Source organism: Rothia sp. 11273D007AR (assembly GCF_053547255.1).
In genome coordinates this window covers 71,498-96,519 of the sequence record NZ_JBPPWJ010000004.1, presented here as the reverse complement: position 1 = coordinate 96,519, position 25,022 = coordinate 71,498, and the positions used below count along the sequence as shown (strand labels likewise).

The following is a 25,022-nucleotide window of genomic DNA, read 5'->3' as shown; positions in this document are numbered from 1 at the left end:
GCTCGGCTGCGGTAACAAACCGAGAAATTTTGTTTCCGTGTAAACATTCTAGCGTGTGGAGAGCCACTTAGATAGTGGGAGTAAGCGACTCTCAAGGGGGCAGCTATCAACATTAACGGAACAAATACCCCTGCTAGAAGGACTACACTTGAGCTGAACTATAACAAAATACCGGTCTGGAAAGGCGCGTTACCCCCTGTTCTCATCGAATATGAAGGGTCGCGTTCGCTCCTGGCAGGACTTTGACTCTTCTAAGGGGGCGCTCATGGCTACAGCCGAGCACACACCTGATGCGCAGGCAACCGAAGGTCTGCAACGAGGTTTATCAAACCGTCATATCCAGCTCATCGCTATCGGCGGTGCAATCGGCACGGGCCTCTTCATGGGTTCAGGCAAGACCATCTCGCTGGCAGGCCCGTCCCTGCTCCTGGTCTACGCAATCATTGGTTCTGTTATTTTCTTGGTGCTCCGCGCTATGGGAGAGCTGTTGCTCTCCAACCTCAAGTACAAGACCTTCAACGATTTCATCACAGATTTGCTCGGACCCAGCGTAGGTTTCCTTATGGGCTGGTCCTACTGGTTTACCTGGGTCGTCATCGGTGTTGCCGATATCATCGCCATCACCAGCTACGTTCATTTCTGGTGGCCTGACCTCCCTGCCTGGATCCCAGCCCTCTGTCTCATCGGCCTGCTGCTGGCTCTGAACCTACCCAGCGTGAAGAACTTCGGTGAAATCGAGTTCTGGTTTGCCTTGATCAAGATTGTGGCTATCGTCCTGCTCATCATCGTGGGCCTGGTGATGGTCTTTGCAGGCTTTACCTCACCCAACGGTGACAAGGCATCCGTGGCAAACCTGTGGAACGATGGGGGCTTCTTCCCCATGGGCGCAAGCGGCTTCTTTGCCGCCTTCCAGATCGGTATCTTTGCCTTCCTGGGAGCTGAGCTCATCGGCACCACTGCAGCTGAAACTAAAGACCCCACCAAGACCCTGCCCCGGGCCATCAACGCGGTGCCGGTGCGTATTATCGTCTTCTACGTGCTGACCCTGGCCGTGATTCTGATGGTGACCCCCTGGCGCAACATCGACCCCAACCAGAGCCCCTTCGTTGAGATGTTCACCCTGGCAGGCCTGGGCTTCGCCGCCCACCTGGTGAACTTCGTAGTGCTCACCAGTGCGACCTCGTCCGCTAATTCGGGCATCTTCTCAACCTCCCGCATGATTTACGGCCTGGCGCAAAACGGCAATGCCCCCGCCATCTTCGGCAAGCTCTCCAAAAACGGCGTGCCCCGCAACGGTCTTTTCCTGACCACTGTATTGCTATTCTCGGGTCTGATTCTGCTCTATGCGGGTGACTCCCTCATTGCCGCCTTCACCCTGGTCACTACGGTGGCATCGGTGCTGACCGTTGTGACCTGGTCGCTGATTATGATTGCCTACCTCAAGTACCGCAAGACCCGCCCGGAACTGCACGAGGCCTCTGTCTACAAGCTGCCCGGTGGCGTCTTTACCTGCTACGCTGTGCTGGTCTTCTTCGTGGGCGTCATCGTGCTGCTCTTTATGTACGAAGACACCCGCCAGGCCCTGATCGCCATGCCGGTCTGGTATGCCCTGTTAGGTGCTGGCTGGTGGCTCATCTACCGCAAGAACCGCGGCCAGACCCTCACCGCCCGTGCCGAGGAGAAGTCCAAGCACCACTAGCCCGCAAAAGCAGACCTGTAAGCGGGCTGGTCAGGGCAGGTTGCTAGGACGCCCTGCATAGCCCGCTTTTCAGCGCTGGTGACAGTGAGCTGGTAGGCAGCTTTGACCGATACCTGCCGTGCCACATACTCGCAACGATAGCCTGGCTGGGGGAGCCAGGCGTCCGCGCTTTTATCGGACTTCTCAGTGTTAGCCGTCTGCCCCGCAGCCTGTAGGTTAAGAGGGTCGTTAGCGAGCAGGACGCGCTCTTCTGCACTCCACTGCCAGGCCCCCGAAGACCAGGCGTTGGATAGGGCCACTACATGGTCAATGGGGACAGCCTCACTGGTCTTAGGCCCGCGCGTAAAGTCAATACTCTCAGCCGTATAGGGGTCGATAAAACTCCCCGAGAGGACGTAGCAGTTACTGGCAATCTCAAGCGTACTCAGGTCCCGGGTCAGAATATCGTTGCGCTGGTCGCACCCGTTCTGGTCAATATCAGCCCAGGGATTACCGTAGGCATCTCGCTTGTACCGGGTCTCAGCATAGGGCTCGGCTACAGTCAGGCTAGCAAGCACCTCACTAGCTGTGGAATAGGTTTGCACCCCGGAGCCAGCAAAACCGGTGCTCACGGGGGTGCCTGCCGGGTTGAGCAGATCATCGAGCGCAGCGCGGACGTTCCACTCGTGAGAGTGCAACCAGAGCACACCGCCCACCAGCAGAATCACAATCAGCAGAAGCACCAGAGCCCGCCGCAGACCCCGGGGTAGGTCCGCTACAAGGCGGACGCCCGCACGGATTTGGCGGTTGCTGGGCGCAGAAAGACGGGGAGCTGACGAACGTTTACGGGAGGCACTCATAGGCAACCCATTCTAGCGCTGGGAGCTGGGCACCTCTCCCCTTAAAAATCGTCAATTGATATGAAACCGTTACCGGTCACCGGAACCATGGGAATAGACCCCGTACCGGGGTGAGCGACATGTACCGAAAGGTTACCGGTCGGGTCATCTGACTGGTAGTAATCAGGGTGGTCACAGCCCATGCCCCGGTGCATGGCTTCGATGACGCCTTCTGCGGCGTCCGAAACCGACAGGAAATTTCGAGCCCAACGGCCGCCCGGCGCGGGAGCCGTCCACCCGGCCTTTTCCAGCATCTCCGTATCAAGCTCCACTTCGATGGCCTCAAACTCATCGGGGGACGTGAGCTCACAGAAGTAACCGGCAGGTGAACGGAAAATACTCACAAAGTTAGTGACGTCCTCCGTTTTCACTACCTCAGGAGAGAGGTAGTAGATCCGCAGCGAAAGGGTCCATGGCAGTTCATCAAGACGCTGCTTGGTGACCGATAGGAGCTGCTGCCAGGCACGGGCGGTACGCTCGCTTTCGGTTAGCACCTTTGGCTGTACCACGCCGATACCCTGAGCCTGAATCTCTTGAATGTTGAGAGGCTCGGTGGGGTCAACCGGGGGTTGTTTGAGGGACCTGGCAGGTAAAGCAGGCGAACCACCCAAGGCCATTGCGTCGTTGAGCATCTGGCGGCCAACCTGTAGGGCCAGATGCCAGGAGCCGTACTTGGCCCGTACCGTACCTAGATGGGGCACGCGTCCGCTCCGGGCAGGGTCTTCAGCCCAGCTGCCGTAGAGCAGCGCCGAGGGCTTGCGGTCGTAGCGGATACAGTAGTTCAGGAACTCGCCCAGAGTGTTGCGGAAGGTGCGCTCGCTCAGGGTGTGGGCCTCGAGTTTAATACCCTGCCCCTCAGCATTCGGAGGGCAGGCCCCCACCTTGAGCAGGGCCTTGGACCAGGAACGGTCCCCCAGACGGTCCTCAATCAGGGCTCGGGACGGGGGCCAGGAGAAATCCCCGCGAGAGATATGGGCAATCTCTTGCGGCAGATGGGCGAGGAAGTCGTCGTAGGCCTGCTCTTCGAGCTCGGTATAGGGGTGTTCCGCCATGTATTTGAGGGCTGCACCGATACGCCCGACAATTCCGGAAATTGCCTCAGCGGGGACCGCAAAGGACTCCAGCATGCGCGGAAGATCCTGGATGATGGTCGGGTCAAGACCTACCGCCGCGTACTCATAGTCGGGCTCAAGATCAAAACTGACAGCTACTGCGTACCAGATAGCCGAGGCCATGAGCACATTTGAGTGGGTTTGCCCCTGGCTACCGCTAAAGAACCAGCGGCCAGAATGAACGGCCTGATCTAGTAGGTCGCGATCGATATCGGGGTAGAGCACGGACGCCCGGTGCACGGCTTCAGAGGACGTCCAGCCCATGCGCGCCAGGCCGCTTAACAGAGAATCGTAGCGTTCACAGAACTCTGTATAGGTAAGATCAGCTGCGTCTGGCACGGTGGTTCTCCAAAGCAAGGTTGAATAAGGGCGTGGTAGCGGTACAAGAGACTCGGCGTAGGTCTGGTGATTCCGGTGCCGAAAATATATACCCTGTATGACTACTACTTTATGTGGTGTTAACCCTCTCTGCCCACTGCAAGCGTAACTATTACACACAGGGTTGGTGGTACACGCTGTCTTATGTGAATCAGGTGACTAGAACGTCCTTTGAACCCAGGCCTCTTGCTGAACCCGGTCATAAAACCGGTATGAGAAACTAGAAACTATGACACACGCAGGCCCGGTAGCAGACCCCCACGCCCCCCTTCCCTCAATCGAGGAACGTATCGCTGTAGAACTCGGTGCTCGGGTTGACCAGGTGCGCTCGGCTGTAGCCCTGCTTGATGATGGGGCCACCGTGCCCTTCATTGCCCGCTATCGCAAGGAAGCCACAGGCGGGCTGGACGATGCCCAGCTACGCACTCTTGCTGAACGCCTGCGCTACCTGCGGGAGCTCGAAGAGCGCCGGGCAGCTATTGTGCAGACCCTGCACGAGCGGGCCCTGCTTACCGACGAACTGGCCGCCGCGCTGGCGTCCGCGCCCACCAAAAACGAGCTCGAGGCGCTCTATGCGCCCCACAAAACCAAACGCAAGACCCTGGCTTTTCTCGCCCGTGAAGCCGGTCTGGAGTCCCTTGTTGAAGATCTGCTCGAAGTTCCCTTTGCCCCCACTGCCGACATCGCTGACGCCTACGTCGAGCCTGAACTAGCCGATGCCGACCCCGGTACGGTTGAAGCCACCGTCGCCTCGGTCGACAATGCCCTGGACGGAGCCCGGGCTATCTTGATTGAGCAGGCTATGACCGACCCCGCCCTGGCCGAAACCCTCCGCCAGCGCTTTGTACGCCGCGGCGTCATTACCTCCCGGCTAGTACCCGGCCAGCAGGAGGCCGGAGCAAAGTTCAGCGACTACTTCGAGTTCAACGAAGAAATCCGCCGCATTCCCTCCCACCGGGTGCTGGCCCTGCTCCGCGCCGAAAAAGAAGGCGCCGTTAAGGTCAGTTTCGATGTGGACGTGCTGCCCCCGGCCAAGTCCTCCCTCAAGGGTGCCGCCCGCGAAGCTGCCGAAATTTTGGCCGAAGAATACGACCGGGAGCGTAGCTGGTATGAACGCACCGTGGCTGAAGCCCTGGGAATCGGGGCCCAGGTGCTCAACATGGTCTCCGACGAAGCCATGGTCGTTGGCTGGCTGGCCAAGACCGTGCGTATTGCCTGGCGCCAGCGGCTACTGCCCCGCCTCGCTACAGAAGCCCGAACCTCCCTCTTCGAACAGGCGGAAAAGGACGCCATCGCCGTCTTCGCCTCCAACCTGCGCGATGTGCTGCTGGCAGCCCCCGCTGGCTCCCGCACCACCCTCGGGCTCGACCCCGGGCTACGCACCGGCGTCAAGGTCGCCGTCGTTGGGCAGACCGGCCAGGTACTGGCCACCGACGTCATCTACCCCCACGCCCCCCGAAACCAGTGGCAGGCGTCCCTCGACACCCTCACCCAGCTGGTGTGCACCCACGGTGTAGAACTGGTTGCTATCGGCAACGGAACCGCCAGCCGCGAAACCGATAAACTTGCCAGTGACCTCATCAAACAGTGCACTGCTAACGGCTACCGGGGTCTTGAAAAAGTGGTGGTCTCCGAAGCGGGAGCCTCCGTCTACTCAGCCTCAGAACTGGCCAGCCGCGAACTCCCCGGCATGGACGTCTCCCTGCGCGGTGCGGTCTCTATCGCCCGCCGCCTGCAAGACCCCCTGGCCGAACTGGTCAAAATCGAACCCCAATCCATCGGCGTCGGCCAGTACCAGCACGATGTTTCACCGGCTGCCCTCACCCGCGCCCTCGACGGCGTGGTCGAAGACTCCGTCAACGCTGTGGGTGTACTCGTCAACTCAGCCTCCCCGGCTCTTCTTGCCCGGGTGGCGGGCTTCAACAAGACCATCGCCGAAAATATCGTTGCCTACCGCACCGAGCACGGCCCCTTCACCCGCCGCACCGACCTGCTCAAGGTGCCCCGCCTCGGCCCCAAGGCCTTCGAACAGGCAGCCGGCTTCGTCCGCATCACCGACGGCAGTGAACCCCTGGATGCTTCGGGTGTGCACCCCGAATCCTACGACCTTGCCCGCAAGATTGTGGCCGCAGCCGGCGGCTTCACCCAGGGCAAAGTCAGCGCAGACGCCCTCGCTGCCCTCAACCCGCGTGACTTCACCACAGCCACCGTCGGCATCCCCACCATCACCGACATCATCACCGAACTTTCTGCCCCCGGCCGCGACCCCCGCCCCACCTTCCGCACCGCCCGCTTCGAAGAAGGCATCGAAACGATTGCCGACCTTACCCCCGGCATGATTCTTGAAGGAACCGTCTCCAACGTCGCGGCCTTCGGCGCCTTCGTCGACATCGGTGTGCACCAGGACGGCCTGGTACACGTCTCGCAGATGAGCCGCGAGTTCGTCTCCGACCCCCACACCATCGTCAAATCCGGCGACATTGTGCAGGTCCGTGTGGTTGAGGCCGACCCCGCCCGCAAACGTATCTCCCTCTCCCTACTTCTCGAAGAGCCAGAACCTAAGGCTCGCAAGACGAGCGGACGTCGGCGCCGCTAGTCAAAACGGCAGGCAGGGGTGCGGCTGCAACCAGCACCCTGAACGCCAGCCCCGAGCCAGCTGGCTGCCACTGCACCCCGCCCCTGCATTCTCCACAGCAAAGGACCTCACCATGAACCTGTCCCTGACCATGAACGATGGCTGCAGCATTCCCCAGCTAGGCTTTGGTACCTGCCGTATCGCACCGGCTGCCACCGCAGCAGCAGTAGCAACCGCCCTCGACACCGGGTACCGTCACATCGATACCGCCACCATCTACAAGAATGAAGCGGGAGTGGGGCAGGCCGTGGCCGAATCTGGCTTACCCCGCGCCGAGCTCTTCGTGACCACCAAGCTCTGGAATACCGACCAGGGCTACGACACCGCTATCGAAGCGGCCGAACGCTCCCTGGAACTTCTGGGTCTGGACTACCTCGACCTCTACCTCATCCACTGGGCCCAGCCCAGTCTTGATCGCTACCGGGCCTCCTGGGAAGCCCTGGTCGAGCTGCGCGAGCGCGGGCTGGTACGCTCCATCGGCGTCTCTAACTTCACCGACACCCAGCTTGACCAGATCATCGGCGACACCGGCGTCACCCCGGCTGTCAACCAGATTGAACTGCACCCCTACCTCACCCAAACCAGCATGCGGGCAGAAAACTCAGCCCGCGGCGTCCTCACCGAAGCCTGGAGCCCTCTCGGCAACGGCTTGGTGCTGACCGACCCCGCCCTGCAAGAGCTCGCAGGCGAACGCGGTATCGGGGTAGCCGAACTGGTGCTGGCCTGGCACCTGACTATAGGTAACGTGGTTATCCCCAAGACCGAAACACCCTCCCGCATGGCCTCCAACCTGGCGATGCAGGGAATGGAACTAACCCCTGACGAAATAGCGGCTATCGAAGCCCTGCACCGTAACCACCGCCTCGGCGGCGACCCCGCCGAAGGCGACCTGGGCGCCCCCGAATACAGCGACCGGCGCACGTTCACCCCTACCGAACAGGCTAGGGGCTAAGAGTAGGGAAGACTAGAGTGGGGTGTGACCGTGCATACGCGAAAGGACAAGATATGACTGAGTCACCCCGCCTCACCTTCAACGACGGCAACAGCATTCCCCAGCTGGGCTACGGCGTCTGGCAGGTAGAAAACGATACCGCCGAAAAGGTCGTCGGCCTGGCCCTGGAGGCTGGCTACCGTCACATCGATACCGCCAAGATCTACGGCAATGAAGAGGGCACCGGCAAGGCTATTGCTGACTCCGGCGTCGCCCGCGAGGACGTCTTCCTCACCACCAAGGTCTGGAATGACGAGCAGGGCTACGAGCAGGCTCTAGCCGCGGCAGAGGCTTCCCTGGAACGCCTGGGCACCGACTACGTTGACCTGCTGCTCATTCACTGGGCCAAGCCTGCCCAGGGTCTCTACGTCGATACCTGGAAGGCCCTGATTGAGCTACAGAAGCAGGGCAAGGCCAAGTCCATCGGCGTCTCTAACTTCCCCGAGGAACAGCTGCGCGAAATCGTCGCCGAAACCGGCGTTGTGCCCGCCATCCACCAGATTGAGCTGCACCCCTACTTCGCCCAGGAGAACCTGCGCGAGGTCCACGCGGAACTGGGTATCGTCACTGAAGCCTGGAGCCCCCTGGGTAACCGCTCCGATCTGCTGGAGAACCCCGTCATTGGCGAGATTGCAGAAGCCCACGACGCCACCCCCGCCCAGGTTGTGCTGGCCTGGCACCGGGCCCACGGCATTGTGGCCATCCCCAAGTCAGTGACCCCCGAGCGTATCGTCTCTAATTTCGAGTCCCTGTCGGTTGCCCTGACCGGTGACGAGGTTTCAAAGATTGACGCGCTCTCATCAGCCGAAGGCCGTATCGGCCCCGACCCGGCAGATATCGACTTCTAGGAGCCAACGATAGGCTGCTGCCGTGTTTCGGGGATAGGCTCCGGTACATAGCGCCAGAGGGCGGGTGCCGCCAGCGTCGCTAGGGCGATGGTGACCATGACCAGGGTTCCGCCGACCACAGCGGCTAGGGGAGAGCCCACCAGCTCGGCGGCACCGCCCACAAAGGCCATGCCCAGGTTGGGGCCGCCCGCAACCGTGATAATGAAGAGCCCTTGCAGGCGTCCGCGCAGGGCGTCGGGGGTGGCTACCTGAATAATGGTGGAGCGGTAGACCGACCCCAGGGCGTCTGCCCAGCCCATGAAAGCCAGGGCCGCAAAAGCCAGGCTGAGCGGTAGCAGGTTTTCGGTGATGGAGGCGCTGGGCACCCGCCCCTCATAGGCCCATGCGACGGTGCCGAAGGCGATAAAGCCCAGCCCCCACCCGGTGTAGCTGAGGGTGAGGAAGCGCCCCTGGCGGCGGACGTCCTTGAGGAAGCCAGAGAAAGACACCCCCAGCAGGGCACCTACGGGGCCGGCAGCTAGCAGCAGGCCGGCTCCGGCTTCACCGCCGCCGAAGGTCAGGGCGGCCAGCGCCGGGATGAGCGGGCGGGCCTGGGCGAAGAACATGCCGAGTAGGTCCACCACAAAGGTCATACCCACGACCGTATTGCGCCGCACGAACCCCAGCCCCTCGCGGATTGAGGTCAGGACGGACGGACGCGCCGCCCCGCTCTGCTCCGGGAGCATGGCAGGTAGCCGGTAGAGGGCCCAGATGCCGACGGTCATGGCAAAGACATTGATGGAGTAGGTGAGCTGGTAGCCCACTGAGGCCACCAAGAGGCCGCCCAGGAGGGGCCCGGCGCTCATGCCCAGGGTGCCCACCGACATCATGAGGGTGTTGGCTGCCGGGAGCAGGCGCGGTTTGATGAGGCGGGGGATAATGGCCCCGCGGGCGGACTGGTTGATGGGCTGGAGCAGGGACTCGGCGGCAATGAGGGCATAGAGCACCGCCACACTGTGGATGTTGAGCCAGGCGTGCAGGGCGATGAGTACGGTGACGCCCCACATACCCAGGGTTGCGGCTAAGGCGACCTTGCGCCGGTCGTAGCGGTCAGCAATCACGCCACCGTAGAGGCCGCCGATAATCAGCGGTACCACCGAGACCAGGCCCACCAGACCCACTGCCCCGGAGGAGCCTGTCAGGGCATAAATCTCAAGGGCGATCGCCACCGAGGTGATCGCAAAACCTATGGTGGAAAAGAGCCCGCCCAACCAGATGCGCCTGAAATCGGGGGAGTAGGTGAGCGGGGTGAAGTCCATGAGAATCTTACCCACGGCTTACTCTCCTTTCTTGTCTGCCAAGGCGGTGCCCTGCTCAGGTTCTGGGGCCGCTAGCAGGTCGCGGATTTGGGCAGCGGTGAGCTGGGAAGCAAAGAAGGCCCCTTCATCGACCACAGCATCAAAGAGGGCGGCCTTGGACTCCTTGAGTTCCATGACCTTCTCTTCGATGGTGCCCGCCGACACCAGGCGGTAGACCATCACGTTCTTGGTCTGCCCGATACGGTGCACGCGGTCAACGGCCTGCTGCTCGGCAGCCGGGTTCCACCAGGGGTCCATGATGAAGCAGTAGTCGGCGCTGGTTAGATTCAGGCCGAAGCCACCTGCCTTCAGGGAGATCAGGAAGACAGGGACGGTGCCCGCCTCAAACTCTTCAAGGAGCTCCCCGCGGTTTCGGGTGGAGCCATCCAGGTAAAGATAGGGGATGCCCAGGTCAGAGAGCCTGCCCGCGACCTTTTTGAGGTAGCCGGTGAACTGACTGAAAATCAGGGCCCGGTGGCCGTCGTGGATAATTTCGGGCAGGTTCTGCTCCAGGTAGTCCAGCTTGGACGACTCCACCCCGGCGTAGCGCTCGGCGTCAATCAGGGTGGCATCCAGCGCCAGACGGCGCAGGGTAGTCAGGGACTGGAAGATGGTGAAGCGGTTCTTGTCGATATCTTCCAGCAGACCCAGGATCTTCTGGCGCTCGCGCTGCAGGTGGGTGTCGTAGGCCCGGCGGTGGGCCGGGGCCAGGGGCACATCGATACGCATATCGGTCTTCTCGGGCAGGTCGGCGGCCACCAGTTCTTTGGTGCGGCGCTTCATGAGCGGACGGATGCGGCGGCGCAGCCTGCCCAGGGCCTTGGTCTCTTCCCCTGATTCGATGGGGGTGGCGTAGACGTCCTTAAAGGCGCGGGCCGAGGGGAAGAGCCCCGGAGCAGCAATAGAGAACATGGACCATAATTCCATGAGGTTGTTTTCCATGGGGGTGCCGGTGACCGCAATCTTGACGCGGGCTGGCAGGTCGCGGGCGGCCTGGTGGGCCTTGGTTTTGGCGTTTTTGACGAACTGGGCCTCATCGAGCACCAGCCCCTCAAAGGTCTGCTGACTACCCATCTCAAAGTAGTGTTCTTCATCGAGCCGGAAGAGGGCGTAGCTGGTCACCACAACATCGGCTCCGGCAACGGTATCGGCCAGTCGCCGCTTCGACTTTCGCACTGACTCTTCCACCCCCACCACCGTGAGGGAGGGGGCAAAACGCTTGATTTCCCGCACCCAGTTGGGCACGACCGAGGTGGGGGCGACCACCAGGAAGGGGGAGGACGCGTCCGCCCCACCTTCTGGTGTGCCGGGCTGGTGGGCGGCACCCAGCGGGCTGGCGGCGTCCTGCTTTTTCTGCTGGGCGTGCAGGAAGAGGGCGATGGTTTGCAGGGTTTTACCCAGGCCCATGTCATCGGCCAGCACCCCGCCCAGGCCGTGTTCCCAGAGGAAGGCCAGCCACTGGTAGCCCTCTACCTGGTAGGGGCGCAGGGTTGCCTGCAGGGTGGTGGGCACGTCGGCGGGGGAGTGGTCATCGAGGTTGAGTAGGGCAGAGACCTGCTCATCCCAGGCGGCCACGGTCTGGGTTTCTGCGGCTAACTCTTCGAGTTCTTCCCAGAGGCCCACCTGATGGCGGTTGATTTCGAGCGGGCCGGTCTTGTCGGTGAGCTGGGCAGCTTCGCGCAGCAGCTCTTGTAATTTCATAAACTCGGGCCGGTCGAGCGCAAAGTACTGGCCGTTACCGAGCAGCAGGTGGGTTTGGCCCTTAGCCAGGGCGGCAACAACATCGGAGAAGGCCACATGCCAGTCCCCGGCCTTGATAGCAACGCCCAAGCCGAACCAGTCGCGGCGACGGGTGTCATCCACCGTTACGATGATTTCGGGGGCTTCATCGAGCTCGCGGAATTCGGGGCGGGGCCCGGTCACATCAACGCGCACACCCTCAATCTGCTCGTAGTCGGGCAGGTAGGTTTCCAGCAGGGTGCGGGTGCCCCAGTTCTCGGTGTAGTGGCGTGTGAAGGGAATGCCCGGGCGGATCCTCTTGACCTCTTTGAGCACCCGGTACTCGTGGGCGGTATCGCGCACATCGGCCCGGTCTTCGCCGGGGTAGCCCAGGGCATCAAGCCTGAGAAAATCACTGTCATCGCCGGTGGGGTTGACCGGGTATTCCCAGTGCCAGCCGGTATGGGCGGTGAAGGGCGGGCCCGGCTCGTCAAAGGCAATGCTCAGCACCAGGGTGGGCATGCGGACGGCCGGCAGCTCAAGATCTTCGCTGCTCGTTGAGATGGGCAGTGCCCGAGTGAGGGCAGGGTAGTAGTCGGCAAAGAAGGCGGGGACATCGGTAGCCGGAACGGTGACCGGCTCACCGGATATCAGGGATTCGGCAACCGCATCCAGCGGCTCAGCTAGGGGAATGAGCACCAGCTCGGAGTCGGCGGTGAGCCAGGAGGGGCGGTCCGCGGGCGCTACGTCCTCAGCCTGGGCAAGAGCCGAGGGCAGGGTGGACTCCCAGCGGGCTGCGGTTGCAGCCTTCACATAGGCCTCCTGGGCCGCCCCGCCCAGGGCGATAAAGCCCTGCCGGTTATTGCCCAGCTTGTGGGTAAAACTAGCGGGCAGGGTGTAGGCCCCCCAGCGGAGCAGGGGAGTCAGGCGCAGGGCATCGGCGGACGACCCCCGCTCGGGTACCGGTTCAAGGGCCAGTTCAACCTGGGGAGCGCTCGCGATAGTCAGACCGGTTTCTTTGCCGTCTAAGAGGACAGACAGACCCACCTCGCTAGCAGATTCCAGCATCTGCCAGAGCAGGGAAGAATCCACATTCGAGATAGAAGCCCAGTCGCGGTGGGAGGAATAGATGGACTGGGAGCCCCGAATCACCGCGTAAAACTCATTGAACCAGGCCGCGTGCTCGGGGAGCAGACCGGTTCCTGCCGACCCGGCGGCAGAGCCCGAAAACTTCTCCCAGCTCAAACCGCCCTTAATCCACTTGCCGCGGGCCCCCATCATCAGGGGCCGGGCTTCAAGCGATACGCGGGGCGCCCCGATGTTCTTGGTCCACCCGTACTTACCGGGCACCACCAGACGCAAATCAAGGGCACCGGTCACCCGGTGATTGCGGCTATCGTAGCTGGGGCGGGCAGCAAGAGAGTGGGCCAGGGACCGCCGCCAAGCCGGCAGGGACTGCCCAGCCCGAGCACCGGCGTCCGCCTGCTCTTCGGTACCGGCACTCGCCTGCTCACCCCGGTGTTCCCGCAGCAAATCCGCGGCCCGCTGCAGGCCCACCGTATCGGCCATCTCCAGGATTTCCTGTACCTTCTCGTCGGTGCTCGCTGTGGTCTTCCAGGTACTTGAGGATGCCGTCATAGCCCGCTTGGCCTTGGCCGTACGGTCGATTGCGGTCAGCATCAGCGCCACCGCGTGCTTGCAGTTGTGGGCCACCGGGCAGGAACAGGTCGCCGAAAAAGCATAGGAGCCTGCGGTGACCTCCGCGGGGAAGGCCACCCTCGCGGTGTAGGGGGCAGAACCCGAGCCAGCCACCTGCCCCTCCAGCACCCGCGCCTGCTCGTCATAGGTGTAACGAATGACGTTACCCTCCCGCATATACCGCTGCCCCCGCGTGTAGGCACCAGAGCCCACCTGCCGAATAATGGCGGGGGCTGTCACCGGGATTTCAGGGAAAGAAGTAGACACAGGCGCACCTTCACAACAGAGCAAATACCTAGTCTTCTAGCGTATCGCACCGCCTTACCCACAGTGCCCACGGGCTGGTTCGTCACAGTAAGAAAAATTTCTGAGACCGGTGTTTACAGAAGCGCCAACAGCGGGTTATGCTTTTACCAGCTTCAAGAGATTCAACTGTCAAGCTCCGACTTTGGTTGAACGCCAACCCCATGTTCACGGGTGGCTCGGATGACGAAGCGGTCTGCATCGCGCATTTCGGCGCTGTTTGGTGCAGGCAAGAGCAAGTTTCGAAAGGAATGCGCACTTTACGCGCAACGACGGCATGTCAAACGCTCGACCTCACGCCCACCGTCCTCACATCACCGTTCAGAAGAACATCTCTGCTGCCTCTGTACCCGCCCGCGGCGGCTACACCGCAATGAGCATCCAGGACTACACCCGCATCTCCAACGAGCGCAGCGAATTCCTCAACTTCCTGCTGGCCCCCAACCCCAGCGGTATCCCTGCAACTGAGTACGGTGTTCTGAAAGCTGCATGAGCCAGGTAGGTCTGCTTCTCGATTCCGATGTCCTTGCTGAGATCCGCAAGGCCAACCCGCACCCGCAGGTAGTGAACTGCCTGCGCCGCCGCTCCTACCGCACCATGTACATCTCGGTGCTCAGCCTCGGTGAACTCAAGGGGCTTTACCCCTACCCAGAAACCGAACGCTGGCTCGCTGAGCTCATGGATCGTTTCGACTCTCACGTACTAGAAGTCGATGCGAAGGTATCACTGGAGTGGGCCGGACGCCACGCCGAGAAGCATCTCCACCTGGTGGGTGGGCAGCGCCCCGCCCCCCTCGCCACAGCAGCCCTTGAGGGCCTGATGGCTGCCACCGCGACCGTCCACCAGCTTGAGATTATTTCGAGCAAGGCCGAGATTTATAAGTCCTGGGGCGTCCCGGCGGTGGATCCCTGGGAAGACTAGAGCCCGCAACATAGGTTCCACAGGCTCACGCTCGATGGAGCCCAGCAGATTCCGAGCGCGCGAGGAAACAAATCTGCGGGCGGAATAGGCGCAAGCCTGACCCTCACGCCCCGCCTAACGGCGGATTCCGTTCGCTCTTGCGTGCTCGCGCGCTCGCACCCGCTCACTTCATCCGAGCCAGCAGCTTCGCTGTGAGCCTGCGGAACCTTATCTAATAGTCTCGCGTTCTCGCTATCGCAGCTGCCACCAGCCGGCGGGGTAGCACCCGTGCGGCTGCGACCGTTAGTTTGTAGGGTAAGGACGGCACACAGATCGGCTTACCTACCGTGACCGCAGCGATACCTTCGGCAACAACCCGTTGGGGGCTCAGCCATAAAAAGTCCGGTAGGCGGGGCTCGCCCTGGCCCATGGCGTCGTGGAACTCTGAGCGGGTTAGACCCGGGCATAGGGCCGTTACATGGATACCCCGATGTGAATACTGCAGGTGGGCCGATTCTGAGGCTACCACGAGGAAACGTTTAACCGCTGAGTAGGTGCCGCCGGGGGTAAAGGCTGCCACTGATGCAACGTTAATAATGCGGCCCCGCCCGCGCGGCAGCATGGCAACAATCGCCGTGTGCATGAGCTGGAGCGGGACCCTGGCCAGTACGTCGACCTGGTCTAGGTGGCGTTCTACGGGTGCTGCATCAAAGCTCTTGCCGAGACCGAAACCCGCGTTGTTGACCAGTATCTCAACGGGGCGCTCAACCTGCTGTAGGCGCTTAACTAGGCGGGCGACGTCCTGCTCCACCAGCAAATCGGCAGGGATTACCTCAACATCTACCGCGTACCTGTCGCGCAGCTGGCCTGCTAGGTCTTCTAGAGTCTCGACCCGCCGGGCGGTGAGTACCAGGTTGTACCCGGCTGCTGCATACTGGCGGGCAAACTCGGCGCCTATACCTGCCGAAGCGCCGGTGATCATCACATACGAAGTTTCACTGCTCATGGCTCCCACTCTACAGCCGGGGCGAGCTGGGCCGGTTATCTTCACCGCACTCTTACCCTGTATACCGGAGCCATCAGGCACACAACAGAGAAACATGACATGATGAAAGACGATGAATACCACCGCTCACCCCAAACGTTCCCTCCCTATGCCCCTGTGGCTGCAGGGCTCAGTTGAACTTGCCCTCGTTGCGCTGGCCTCTTACCTCACCGTCGTCCTGCTTCTGGTGGCGGTCTGGTACACCAACGGCTTCAACAGCAGCGGTACCCTAGCCGGTGCTGTCTCTGTGGCCGGGCACCTGTGGCTACTGGTTCACGGCGTTCCCCTGAACATGAATATCCCCGAGCAGGGGGTCTTCTCAGCGGTGACCGGAACCATGAGCCTGGTACCCCTGGGCCTCACACTGATCCCCCTAGCCCTCTGTTACCGCTCCGGCCGCCGCCTGGCCCGCGCCAGCTACGAGGGCCAGTTCTGGCAACCCCTGGCCGGTGGTCTTCTCGCCTACGCCGTGGTGGGCGCCGGGGTGAGCCTGCTATCCACCAACGACTTCTTCTCCACCTCACCCGTCCTTGCCGCACTGGTACCCCTCTGGGTAGCTACCCTGGGCATCATCTTGGGCGGGTACGCCGAATCGCGCTCGCTAGCCGCCATGATCGGTGTGAACGCGGCTGACTGGGTGAAGAAATTCAGCCAGTATTCCCGCTGGGCAGGCTCCTACGTCTGGGCCCTGCTGAGGGCGGCCCTGGTGAGCGTACTGGCCTTTGTAGCCGGTGGCGCCCTGCTGCTGGTCGTCACCCTCTTCTGGCACTGGGACGACGTGGTCTCCCTTTATCAGACCCTGCACGCTGGTGCCGTCGGCGGCCTAGCCCTAACCCTGCTGCAGCTGGGTCTGCTCGTGAACCTGGTGGTCTACTCCATGGCGTGGAGCTCCGGCGCGGGCTTTGCCCTGGGCACCGGCACCTCCGTTGACCTGACCGGCACCAACGTGGGGGTCATGCCCTCCCTGCCGGTGCTGGGGGCGCTGCCGCACGCGTCCGAACCCTGGGGCTACCTGGCCCTTGCTGTGCCCCTAGCCGCAGGTGCCCTGGGCGGCTGGTGGTTCTTCCGCGAAGGTGAAAACCACTTTGACGAGTGGCTTTCCCTCAAGATTCGCTTCCGCTGGCTGTCCTGGCCCCTCTCTACCCTGGGGCTTGCCGTCCTGACCTTGCTGCCGACCTTCCTGCTGACCACCCTGCTGGGTTGGGCCGCTAACGGGTCACTGGGGCTGGGACGCTTCACGGCTATCGGCCCGCACCCCCTCATCTTTGGGGCCTTCTCTGCCGTGCTGCTGGCGGCCGGTACCATGCTGGGGCTGGGCCTTGCCCACCTGCTGGTGCGCGACACCTCCGGTGAACTGGAGCGCTTTGCCCAGGCCAAGCCCACCCGCGAACAGAAGCGTGCCGCCCGCGCCGAGGCTAAGGCCCAGAAGGCAGCGGCCCGCGCCCAGCGCAAGGCAGAAAAGGCAGGGGCTGACCAGCCGGACGCCGCCCAGCCCGATACCGAGCAGGCCAGTCAAGAGCAGGAAGAGACGGATTCTCAGGACGCGGGTGGCAAGACCCCCGCAGAGGGTGGGTCGGTTGCGGCCTCCAGTGAGAAGGGCGCCGCTGCGCTGGCGCTGGCCCGCATCATGGCTGACCGTGAGCAGACCCAGCCGGCCGAGAGCGACGAGCCGGCCGAGAGCGATGAAGCTGCTCCTGAGACTGAGGAAGTAGCGCCTGAAAACGAAGCTGAAGAACCCGCATCTAGCGAAGCAGAAGCAGAGGCTACACCCGAGACTGAAACTGAAGAACCCGCTGTGCCCTTCCGGCCCGTGGTGAAGCGTCCTAAGTCCCTGCGTGCCCGCCGCCAAAAACGACTTGAAGAGCTGGCAGAAGGTACGGGCAAGGACACTGAAGATTAGTAAGAGGTGGCCCAGACTCGCAGCGAAGCTGCTGGCTCGATGGAGTGAGCGGGTGCGTCAGCACACAAGAGCGAACGGAATCCGCCGCAAGGCGGGGCGTGAATCGCCCTTGTGAGCGATAGCGAACCGGGCGAGAGGGCCGGCAGCGAGCGTGAGTCTGGGCCACCTTTGCGTATAAGGTAACTACTCAAAACCTACTGCCCCATGAGCTGCTGCAGCAGGCCGTCGCTCATTTGCGAGGTGCACTGCTGCTGGCGGCTCAGGGTCACAGCCTGCTGCAAGCACTCCGCATAGGCGATGGTGGCGTCCACAAAAATCAGCTGAACCAGCGCGGCGAAGCCCAAAAAGAGCGACCAGAGCATCACCATGACCATGAGTACCACCGAAAAAGCGGGGAACTTAGCCCTCGCCATTTTCACCAGGGTCACCGTGGCAAGAGTGAAAGTCAGTACCGCTAGAGCTGCTGTTACCGCGGCAAACCAGCCCGGGTACGAGGTGCTAGCCACCGTAGCAACCATCGCCAAAAACGACAGGCGGGACCACACCTTGATATTCTCAAGCACACGGTCAGAGGGCAGCTGGGTGGAAGGACGCACGGTGTCAGACATACCTACCACCTTACCGCGCCCTGCCGCCAGCCTCGAACAGCGCAAACTACCGGTGTCTCAGCATAAAAACGCGGCAGTGTGTTGGCGCTCGCATACGATAAACTTTCCTGTATGCGCATTGTGGTGATGGTGTCCGGATCGGGCACAAATTTACAGTCCATCCTTGACTCCGTGGCAGCCGGCGACCTGAACGCCACGGTCCTGGCCGTGGGCGCCGACAAGCCCTGCCTGGGAATCGAACGAGCAGAGGCAGCCGGAATCGAGACCTTCCTCGTAGAACCGTCCAACTACGATACTCGCGAAGCCTGGAACCGCGCCCTGGAAGAAAAAATCGCCAGCTACGGCGCCGACTACATCATCTTCGCCGGCTTCATGCGCATCGTCGACGCCCAGCTCGTTGACCGCTTCAAAAACCGCATCATCAACACCCACCCCGCCCTGCTGCCGTCCTTCCCAGGAGCCCACGGCGTGCGCGACGCCCTTGCCCACGGGGTCAAAGTCACCGGGCTCACGGTGCACCTGGTCGACTCCGGCGTCGACACCGGCCCCATCCTGGCCCAAGCCGCCGTCGACGTCCTCGATGACGACACCGAAGAAACCCTGCACGAGCGCATCAAGGTCAAAGAGCGAGTGCTCCTGGTAGAAACCATCGCCCGCCTGGCCCAAGACCTCAACGGCGAACCCGCCTAACCCACAAGTTTAGCCCCGTACCACGGGGCTGGGCCTAGGGTCGGGGCTCCTTACCAAAACGACTCACACCCACGTAACCACCTGCTGACCCGGCCCAACCCGGCAGCAAAAGAAACGGAGTTAATCTGTGAGTCTCATTGAGCTCGACCGCGTACCGCTCAAGCGTGCCCTCATCTCTGTCTACGACAAGACCGGTCTCGAAGACCTAGCAAAGGGCCTGCACGAAGCCGGCGTTGCTATCGTCTCCACCGGTTCAACCGCCTCCACCATCGCCGCAGCCGGCGTCCCCGTCACCGAAGTCTCCGACATCACCGGCTTCCCCGAATGCCTCGAAGGCCGCGTCAAAACCCTGCACCCCCGCGTCCACGCCGGCATCCTGGCAGACCGCCGCAAGCAGGAGCACATCGACACCCTCAAAGACATGGACATCGAGGCCTTCGACCTGGTCGTCGTCAACCTCTACCCCTTCGTTGAGACCGTAGCCTCCGGCGCAGACCAGGACGCCATCATCGAAAAAATCGACATCGGCGGCCCCTCCATGGTGCGCGCAGCAGCCAAGAACCACGACGCCGTAGCCATTGTCGTCGACCCCGCCAAGTACGGCCAGGTCGTTGAAGCCGCCAAGGCCGGTGGCTTCAACCTGGCAGAACGCCGCCGCCTGGCGTCCGCCGCCTTCGCCCACACTGCCGCCTACGACACCGCCGTCGCCACCTGGACCGCAGCCCAGTTCGAACAAGACGAAGACGCCAACTACTGGCCCCCCTTCGCCGGACTCGCCTTCGAACGCTCCGAATCCCTGCGCTACGGCGAAAACCCCCACCAGGCAGGCGCCCTCTACGTCGACCCCGCCGCAACCCCCGGCATCGCCCAGGCAGAACTGCTCGGCGGCAAAGCTATGAGCTACAACAACTACGTCGACGGCGACGCCGCCCTACGCGCCGCCTACGACTTCGACGAACCCGCCGTCGCCATCATCAAGCACAACAACCCCTGCGGCATCGCCGTCGGCGCAGCAGACGCAGCAGACGCAGCCGACCCCATCGCCGACGCCCACGCCAAGGCCCACGCCTGCGACCCCCTCTCAGCCTACGGCGGCGTCATCGCAGCCAACCGCGAAGTCACCGCAGCCATGGCAGAAACCGTCAAGGGCATCTTCACCGAAGTCATTATCGCCCCCTCCTACGCCCCCGAAGCCCTGGAAATCCTGCAGACCAAAAAGAACCTGCGCATCCTCCAGCTCCCCGAAGGCTTCGCCCGCGACACCATCGAATACCGCCAGGTCTCCGGCGGCGCCCTCTTCCAGGACGCCGACCGCCTGCACGCCGACGGTGACAAGGTCGAAAACTGGCAGCTCGTCGCCGGTGACGCCGCCGACGAAGCCACCCTCGCCGACCTCGAATTCGCCTGGAAGGCCCTACGCGCCGCCAAATCCAACGCCATCCTGCTCGCCAACGACGGAGCTGCCGTCGGCATCGGCATGGGCCAGGTCAACCGCGTTGATTCCTGCCGCCTCTCCGTCGAACGCGCCAACACCCTCGCAGAAGGCGCCGAACGCGCCCGCGGCTCCGTCGCAGCCTCAGACGCCTTCTTCCCCTTCGCCGACGGCCTCCAGGTACTCCTGGACGCCGGCGTCCGCGCAGTCGTACAGCCCGGCGGCTCCATCCGCGATGAAGAAGTCATCGCTGCCGCCAAGGAAGCGGGAGTGACTATGTACTTCACCGGAGCTCGTCACTTCTTCCACTAGGGCTTCCAAACGAGTTAGGTTAGCTTATTCGTGACGAAGATAGGGCAGGCTCATGCTCGCTGCCGACCCTCTCGCAGGTTCGCTGACGCTCACGCGCGATTCACGCCAGCCCCGGAGCCAGCAGCTTCGCTATGAGCCTGCCCTATCTTTTCGGGAACCAAAATGCTTATAAAAGTCCGCCCCTCCACATACGGAGGGGCGGACTTTTATCGTGCTATGTGAAGAACCCTACTGCTGCGCAGCTGCGTCCGAGACGCCGGTGAGGGCTTCAGTGAAGATGCGCTGCACGTCGGTGGGGGAAGACGCCATATGGGCCTCGCCGCCGACGCTCTGGGCGATGGTGGTCAGGGCGTTCATGTCGGCGTCCTCAGAGATACCGATCATGATGATGAAGACCGGGTTAGCAGGGTCCTGCTCAGCCTGAATGGTAGAAATCAGTTCTTCCTGGCTAATTGAACCATCATCAAAGTTTTCACCGTCGGTCAGTACAATCACGGCATTTACCGAACCGTAGGCGTAGTTCTCCTTAGCGGAGCGGAAGGCAGCCAGGGTGGTGTCATAAAGGGCGGTGAAGCCGTTGGGGTCAATGGTCGCGGCAATACCCGAGCCAGCCTCCTGTAGGAGCACCCGCTGGGTCTTACCGTCTACGGTTTCTTCAAAGCCGCGCACAGGTACCAGCTCCTGGTAGTCAGAAACAGAACCGTCGGGCAGAGTAAGGTCACGAGAGAACTTCCACAGACCCATAGAGTCACGGGCAGGGAAGAGCTGGGAGCCAGCTAGCACAGATTCAACGGTGATATCCATGCGGGACTTATCGGTACCTTCTACCGGCTGCAGCATGGAACCCGATGCGTCGAGCACCACCAGAGCATTCAGCGGCGCAGACTGCAGAGAGTAAGAAGTCCAGACCTGGGTGAGCACATCCTGGTTGCTGGGAGTCAGCTCCGCAAAGCTACCGACGCTGTACTCGCCTTCTAGCTCCTGGCCGTCCGCTGCGCGCAAGCCAGCAGCTGCCAGGGCCTGCTTGCCGTCCTCGCTACCCATGAAGTCGATAATCTGCTGGGCAGCCTCATCGATAGTGGTGTTATTGCTGGAGGACGCCTGGTAGAGGGGGTAGTTGAGAGCAAAGGAGCCGTCGCCGGGCACAGTCGCGGTCAGCCCGGAATCTGCGTGGGCTGAGGCATAGGCTGCGTAGTCAGCCTCGGTGACGATCGCGGCGTCCTTGGTGCCATTATCCACATCGGTCAGCAGCTCGGTGGCGCTCTGGGCAGCCTCGGTTACACCGATGCTCTGGGCACGCAGGGCGGTGCCGCCGGTGAGGTCCTCAACGCTAACGGTACCCGCTGACGCCTCAGAGATACCCCCGAGCAGGGCCGCGAAAGCGCCGGAGTCCTCCTTGGGGTCACCCATGCTGACGGTGTTTTCAGCCTTGAGGGCTTCGAGCCAGGTGCCGTAGCTGGTGTTATCTTCTGACACGATGACGCCCGGGGTCTGGGCAAGGGACTCCGCAAGGGGAGTCAGACCGGTATTAGCTTCGCTCATGGCCAGCTCAGCGCGGGTGGTGGAGTCAGGAATCCAGAGGTTGGTGGTTGCTGTGCCGCTGGTTGACTCGGTGAGTACATCGCTGGCGGTCTTATTGGTGGTGATGTCGAGGGTGATACAGGTGTCCTCGTCCACGGGCATAGCCTTCAGCGCTGCTGCCATAGGTTCGGTGGTGGCCACGGTGACAGCCTGGGTGGTTGAGCAGGCAGCCGGAACGGTCTGGCCGCTGGTCGTTGACTGTTCCCTATCAGAGGTGATGTTGGTGTAGGCGATAGCGCCGCCGCAGAGCAAAATCACGGCTGCAGCGCCGGTTGCAATCCACTTGCGGCTATTCTTCTTCTGCTTCTCAATACGCTCTTGACGGCGCGATTTGGCGGTGTTCACCATGGGGTGGGTGCCTCTTCCCTAATGCTGTGCGGTGGGGTGTGCGAGCGGGGGTCCCTCAGCAGGTGCGACTGATGAGGCACTCGCATGCGCGGCTAACTACTGCTGGGTAGCGCCGCTGGTTCGCCCTTTAGTGTAGCAAGAAAGGGGTGTTGGTGACGGGGTTTATAGGACGGTGGCGGCGGGCTGCTGTGCTTTAAAATGGGAGGGTGCCGAAAGTCAGTGAAGAGTATATGCGTTCCCGTCGTGCCGAGCTTGTTGCGGCTGCCCGCGCTGTGTTTATGCAGAAGGGGTATCAGCAGGCGTCGATGAGCGAGGTGATTGCGGCCTCGGGCTTATCTGCCGGGGCGATTTATAACCACTTTTCGGGGAAAACCGAGATTATGGCTGCGGCTGCCCGGGTAGACCTCTCTCAGTTTGAGGCGCGCAGCGATGAGCTGCCCTGGGAGTTTGTGGAGCGCTGTCTGGTGACCCTGCGGGACGACGAGCAGCTCACGCGTTTTTTGGCGATCACCTGGGGTGAGGCCGTGACGGTACCTGAGGTCGCTGAGGTCGTGGATGAACAGCTGGGCCTCTTGCGCTCCCGCGTGGTAGCGAGCTACCGGGCCTGGGCTGAGACCGAACTCGATTTTTCCCCCTCGGAGCTAGAAACCTGGTTACAGATGCTGGGCTCGGCGGTGCTGTCTGTGCTGACCGGCTTTGTGGTGCAGGCCAGCACCGTGCGCGACTTTGACGCCGAAAGCTACTTCGAATTTGCCCGCACCATTTTGCGGCAGGCCTAGCCTCCCTTTTTCCTGCGCGGACGCCGGTGAGCTGCTCACCGGCGTCCGTTTGTCTTTGTTGTTGCATAAGGCGTCATAAAAAGTAAGACAGGACATATTAGGTCGCACAAGGTTAAAAAGTTGGTACAGCTTTCGCCTAACCCATAGGCTAGCAACATCACCATCAAGAGCGACCGAGAGATCTGGCTCGAAGACGTCGCAGCAACCAGCCCTACCGGGCACGGTGCTACCGCCAGAACCGATGGGTTCTCCGTTTCTCTCTGAAATACACCCACCCCTGATGCTATTCAGTGAGGCGGGATCCCCCTCGCAATACTGCACTAAGTCATTGCAAGGAGACATATGATTTCATTACGGGATATTAGCGTGGAATATACCCGCGGGTCTGAAACGGTTCGAGCCGTTGACCGCGTCAACCTTGAGATAGCCCCCGGGTCTATTCAGGGCATCGTAGGGTTCTCTGGCGCGGGTAAATCTACCCTGCTACGCACCATCAACCTACTTGAACGCCCCACCAGCGGCACTGTAACGGTCAACGGTCAAAATCTCACCGATCTATCGGCCTCACAACTACGCCAGACCCGCCACAACATCGGTATGATTTTTCAGCATTTCAACCTGGTCGCTAACCTCACCGCCGTGAAAAACGTAGAGCTCTCTCTTAAGTTCGCAGGTATCCCACCGCGAGAACGGCGAGCGCGGGCACTGGAAGCTCTCAACATCGTTGATTTAGCCGATAAGGCTGACGCGTATCCAGGTCAGTTATCTGGCGGCCAGAAGCAACGCGTTGCTATTGCCAGAGCGCTAGCAACAAAGCCAAGCGTCCTCCTCTGCGACGAGCCTACGAGCGCCGTTGACCCGCGCACCACAACCTCTATCCTCCAGTACCTACGCACGATTAATGCTGAGTTGGGCATAACCACCGTAATTGTCACCCACGAAATGAACGTCATCAGGGCTCTAGCCCATAACGTGGCTGTACTTGAAAATGGCCAGCTGGTAGAACGCTTTGACCTTTCCCGTCTTCTAGATCCAGCCTTCACCCCCACCAGTGAAATCGGGCGACTGCTACAAAACGACGACATCGTGCTTACAGACCCGACCTCACGTGTGCCCCCAGCGAACGCCCTTCTACAGGAGCTAACCCATGTTTGAGCGAATTATCGAAGTTTCACCCGAAATCTGGCTAGCCCTGGGGCAAACACTCATTATGTTGTTGGTGGCTATTCCCCTGGCAGTCCTCTTCGGAACCCCTCTGGGAATCTTGCTCTACCTCATTGGTCCCAAGGGACTGCACCACAAGCCCATCCTCCACAAGGTTCTTGACACAGCCGTCAACATCGTGAGGTCCTTCCCTTTCCTCATTCTTCTTATTGCAATCATCCCGTTCACCCGTCTACTGGTAGGCACCAGCCTCGGTACCGCCGCAGTCTGTGTACCTCTTACCATCAACGCTATTCCCTACTTTGCCCGCTTTGTCGAACAGAATCTCACCCAGCTAGGTGACGGAACCGTTGAAGCGGCTCTTGCCATGGGCGCAAAAGCTCGACACATCATTACCGACGTCCTCCTTGTAGACGCCCGCCCTGCCCTGGTCACATCAATCACCATTATGACCGTCAGCTTTATCTCATACTCAGCTATGGCAGGCCTGGTAGGCGGGGGAGGCATCGGCGACTTCGCGATTCGCTACGGCTACTACCGCTACGAAACACCGCTCATGATTGTCGCCATCCTGCTCATGATTGCCCTCGTCTCTCTCGTACAGTTCAGCGGTTCTCGCCTATCTCGAGCCCTCGACAAGCGCTAAAAATAAATTTTTCACAGTC

Annotated in this window: 19 protein-coding genes and 2 riboswitches; of the genes, 12 read left to right on the top strand and 7 right to left on the bottom strand. The window is 61.5% G+C overall.

The features are described 5' to 3' along the window. Nucleotides 1-265 precede the first annotated feature (265 nt). Entirely contained in the window at nt 266-1,699 is a 1,434-nt protein-coding gene (locus ACED88_RS03330) for an amino acid permease (protein WP_449108048.1), read from the top strand. Here ACED88_RS03330 and ACED88_RS03325 read toward each other — a convergent pair. Together ACED88_RS03325 and ACED88_RS03320 are read right to left on the bottom strand one after the other, a co-directional pair. Continuing rightward, the gene (locus ACED88_RS03325) at nt 1,696-2,538 is read right to left on the bottom strand and encodes an HNH endonuclease family protein (protein ID WP_449108694.1); all 843 of its coding nucleotides are present in this window, start codon (nt 2,536-2,538) and stop codon (nt 1,696-1,698) included. The two genes, ACED88_RS03330 and ACED88_RS03325, sit on opposite strands and share 4 nt — an antisense overlap. 41 nt (nt 2,539-2,579) lie before the next feature. After that, a complete protein-coding gene (locus tag ACED88_RS03320; protein ID WP_449108693.1) occupies nt 2,580-4,028 on the bottom strand; it encodes a TY-Chap domain-containing protein in 1,449 nt (482 codons plus the stop codon). A 268-nt stretch (nt 4,029-4,296) separates the two neighbouring features. Between ACED88_RS03320 and ACED88_RS03315 the strand changes: the two genes are divergently transcribed. The 3 genes from ACED88_RS03315 to ACED88_RS03305 all read left to right on the top strand — a co-directional run bounded on the left by ACED88_RS03315 (nt 4,297) and on the right by ACED88_RS03305 (nt 8,541). Beyond that, nucleotides 4,297-6,663 carry a Tex family protein gene (locus tag ACED88_RS03315; protein WP_449108692.1) on the top strand — a complete coding sequence of 789 codons (2,367 nt, stop codon included), beginning with the start codon at nt 4,297-4,299 and terminating at the stop codon, nt 6,661-6,663. A 112-nt stretch (nt 6,664-6,775) separates the two neighbouring features. Further along, nucleotides 6,776-7,654, top strand: a complete 879-nt coding sequence (locus ACED88_RS03310) for an aldo/keto reductase (protein WP_237187148.1) — start codon at nt 6,776-6,778, stop codon at nt 7,652-7,654. 53 nt (nt 7,655-7,707) lie between these two features. Continuing rightward, complete coding sequence (locus ACED88_RS03305) at nt 7,708-8,541, top strand: aldo/keto reductase (RefSeq protein WP_449108691.1); 834 nt, start codon at nt 7,708-7,710, stop codon at nt 8,539-8,541. On the opposite strand, the gene ACED88_RS03300 is transcribed toward ACED88_RS03305, so the two are convergent. Continuing rightward, nucleotides 8,538-9,854, bottom strand: a complete 1,317-nt coding sequence (locus ACED88_RS03300; protein WP_449108690.1) for an MFS transporter — start codon at nt 9,852-9,854, stop codon at nt 8,538-8,540. The genes ACED88_RS03305 and ACED88_RS03300 overlap by 4 nt on opposite strands. Before the next feature lie 3 nt (nt 9,855-9,857). Beyond that, nucleotides 9,858-13,562 (bottom strand): DEAD/DEAH box helicase, encoded by a 3,705-nt coding sequence (locus tag ACED88_RS03295; protein ID WP_449108689.1) that lies wholly within the window; start codon nt 13,560-13,562, stop codon nt 9,858-9,860. Between the two features lie 150 nt (nt 13,563-13,712). Beyond that, nucleotides 13,713-13,840, top strand: a riboswitch (SAM riboswitch). A 35-nt stretch (nt 13,841-13,875) separates the two neighbouring features. Here ACED88_RS03295 and ACED88_RS03290 point away from each other — a divergent pair. After that, complete coding sequence (locus ACED88_RS03290) at nt 13,876-14,091, top strand: nuclease PIN (protein ID WP_083091505.1); 216 nt, start codon at nt 13,876-13,878, stop codon at nt 14,089-14,091. Beyond that, on the top strand, nt 14,088-14,519 hold the full coding sequence (locus ACED88_RS03285; protein ID WP_237197002.1) for a plasmid stabilization protein: 432 nt from the start codon (nt 14,088-14,090) through the stop codon (nt 14,517-14,519). The genes ACED88_RS03290 and ACED88_RS03285 overlap by 4 nt, the downstream gene beginning before the upstream one ends. Before the next feature lie 211 nt (nt 14,520-14,730). On the opposite strand, the gene ACED88_RS03280 is transcribed toward ACED88_RS03285, so the two are convergent. Next, entirely contained in the window at nt 14,731-15,504 is a 774-nt protein-coding gene (locus ACED88_RS03280) for an SDR family NAD(P)-dependent oxidoreductase (protein WP_449108688.1), read from the bottom strand. Between the two features lie 112 nt (nt 15,505-15,616). Here ACED88_RS03280 and ACED88_RS03275 point away from each other — a divergent pair, with 112 nt between their 5' ends. After that, on the top strand, nt 15,617-17,443 hold the full coding sequence (locus tag ACED88_RS03275) for a cell division protein PerM (protein ID WP_449108687.1): 1,827 nt from the start codon (nt 15,617-15,619) through the stop codon (nt 17,441-17,443). 194 nt (nt 17,444-17,637) lie between these two features. Here ACED88_RS03275 and ACED88_RS03270 read toward each other — a convergent pair whose 3' ends face one another. Further along, the gene (locus ACED88_RS03270; protein ID WP_449108058.1) at nt 17,638-18,051 is read right to left on the bottom strand and encodes a hypothetical protein; all 414 of its coding nucleotides are present in this window, start codon (nt 18,049-18,051) and stop codon (nt 17,638-17,640) included. 111 nt (nt 18,052-18,162) lie between these two features. Between ACED88_RS03270 and purN the strand changes: the two genes are divergently transcribed. Both purN and purH read left to right on the top strand, forming a co-directional pair. After that, nucleotides 18,163-18,741, top strand: coding sequence for a phosphoribosylglycinamide formyltransferase (gene purN / locus ACED88_RS03265; RefSeq protein WP_449108686.1), 579 nt, complete (start codon nt 18,163-18,165; stop codon nt 18,739-18,741). Between the two features lie 127 nt (nt 18,742-18,868). Beyond that, a complete protein-coding gene (purH, locus tag ACED88_RS03260; protein ID WP_449108685.1) occupies nt 18,869-20,485 on the top strand; it encodes a bifunctional phosphoribosylaminoimidazolecarboxamide formyltransferase/IMP cyclohydrolase in 1,617 nt (538 codons plus the stop codon). 228 nt (nt 20,486-20,713) lie between these two features. Here the strand turns inward: purH and ACED88_RS03255 are convergent, their stop codons facing one another. Further along, nucleotides 20,714-22,414 (bottom strand): substrate-binding domain-containing protein, encoded by a 1,701-nt coding sequence (locus ACED88_RS03255; protein ID WP_449108684.1) that lies wholly within the window; start codon nt 22,412-22,414, stop codon nt 20,714-20,716. A gap of 230 nt (nt 22,415-22,644) precedes the next feature. Here ACED88_RS03255 and ACED88_RS03250 point away from each other — a divergent pair, with 230 nt between their 5' ends. From ACED88_RS03250 to ACED88_RS03240, 3 genes are all read left to right on the top strand, one after another. Further along, nucleotides 22,645-23,193, top strand: a complete 549-nt coding sequence (locus tag ACED88_RS03250) for a TetR/AcrR family transcriptional regulator (RefSeq protein WP_449108683.1) — start codon at nt 22,645-22,647, stop codon at nt 23,191-23,193. Between the two features lie 157 nt (nt 23,194-23,350). Next, nucleotides 23,351-23,441, top strand: a riboswitch (SAM riboswitch). Between the two features lie 94 nt (nt 23,442-23,535). Beyond that, nucleotides 23,536-24,348, top strand: a complete 813-nt coding sequence (locus tag ACED88_RS03245; protein WP_449108682.1) for a methionine ABC transporter ATP-binding protein — start codon at nt 23,536-23,538, stop codon at nt 24,346-24,348. Then, entirely contained in the window at nt 24,341-25,003 is a 663-nt protein-coding gene (locus ACED88_RS03240; protein ID WP_449108062.1) for a methionine ABC transporter permease, read from the top strand. The genes ACED88_RS03245 and ACED88_RS03240 overlap by 8 nt, the downstream gene beginning before the upstream one ends. Nucleotides 25,004-25,022 lie beyond the last annotated feature (19 nt).

Excerpts from the sequence above, each read along its gene's own strand:
- ACED88_RS03275 (WP_449108687.1), top strand. The coding sequence starts at position 15,617 with ATGAATACCACCGCTCACCCCAAACGTTCCCTCCCTATGCCCCTGTGG.
- ACED88_RS03310 (WP_237187148.1), top strand. The coding sequence starts at position 6,776 with ATGAACCTGTCCCTGACCATGAACGATGGCTGCAGCATTCCCCAGCTA.
- ACED88_RS03240 (WP_449108062.1), top strand. The coding sequence starts at position 24,341 with ATGTTTGAGCGAATTATCGAAGTTTCACCCGAAATCTGGCTAGCCCTG.
- ACED88_RS03325 (WP_449108694.1), bottom strand. The coding sequence starts at position 2,538 with ATGAGTGCCTCCCGTAAACGTTCGTCAGCTCCCCGTCTTTCTGCGCCC.
- ACED88_RS03270 (WP_449108058.1), bottom strand. The coding sequence starts at position 18,051 with ATGTCTGACACCGTGCGTCCTTCCACCCAGCTGCCCTCTGACCGTGTG.
- ACED88_RS03305 (WP_449108691.1), top strand. The coding sequence starts at position 7,708 with ATGACTGAGTCACCCCGCCTCACCTTCAACGACGGCAACAGCATTCCC.
- ACED88_RS03290 (WP_083091505.1), top strand. The coding sequence starts at position 13,876 with ATGTCAAACGCTCGACCTCACGCCCACCGTCCTCACATCACCGTTCAG.
- ACED88_RS03245 (WP_449108682.1), top strand. The coding sequence starts at position 23,536 with ATGATTTCATTACGGGATATTAGCGTGGAATATACCCGCGGGTCTGAA.
- ACED88_RS03285 (WP_237197002.1), top strand. The coding sequence starts at position 14,088 with ATGAGCCAGGTAGGTCTGCTTCTCGATTCCGATGTCCTTGCTGAGATC.
- ACED88_RS03250 (WP_449108683.1), top strand. The coding sequence starts at position 22,645 with ATGCGTTCCCGTCGTGCCGAGCTTGTTGCGGCTGCCCGCGCTGTGTTT.
- purN (WP_449108686.1), top strand. The coding sequence starts at position 18,163 with ATGCGCATTGTGGTGATGGTGTCCGGATCGGGCACAAATTTACAGTCC.
- ACED88_RS03315 (WP_449108692.1), top strand. The coding sequence starts at position 4,297 with ATGACACACGCAGGCCCGGTAGCAGACCCCCACGCCCCCCTTCCCTCA.
- ACED88_RS03255 (WP_449108684.1), bottom strand. The coding sequence starts at position 22,414 with ATGGTGAACACCGCCAAATCGCGCCGTCAAGAGCGTATTGAGAAGCAG.
- ACED88_RS03280 (WP_449108688.1), bottom strand. The coding sequence starts at position 15,504 with ATGAGCAGTGAAACTTCGTATGTGATGATCACCGGCGCTTCGGCAGGT.
- ACED88_RS03330 (WP_449108048.1), top strand. The coding sequence starts at position 266 with ATGGCTACAGCCGAGCACACACCTGATGCGCAGGCAACCGAAGGTCTG.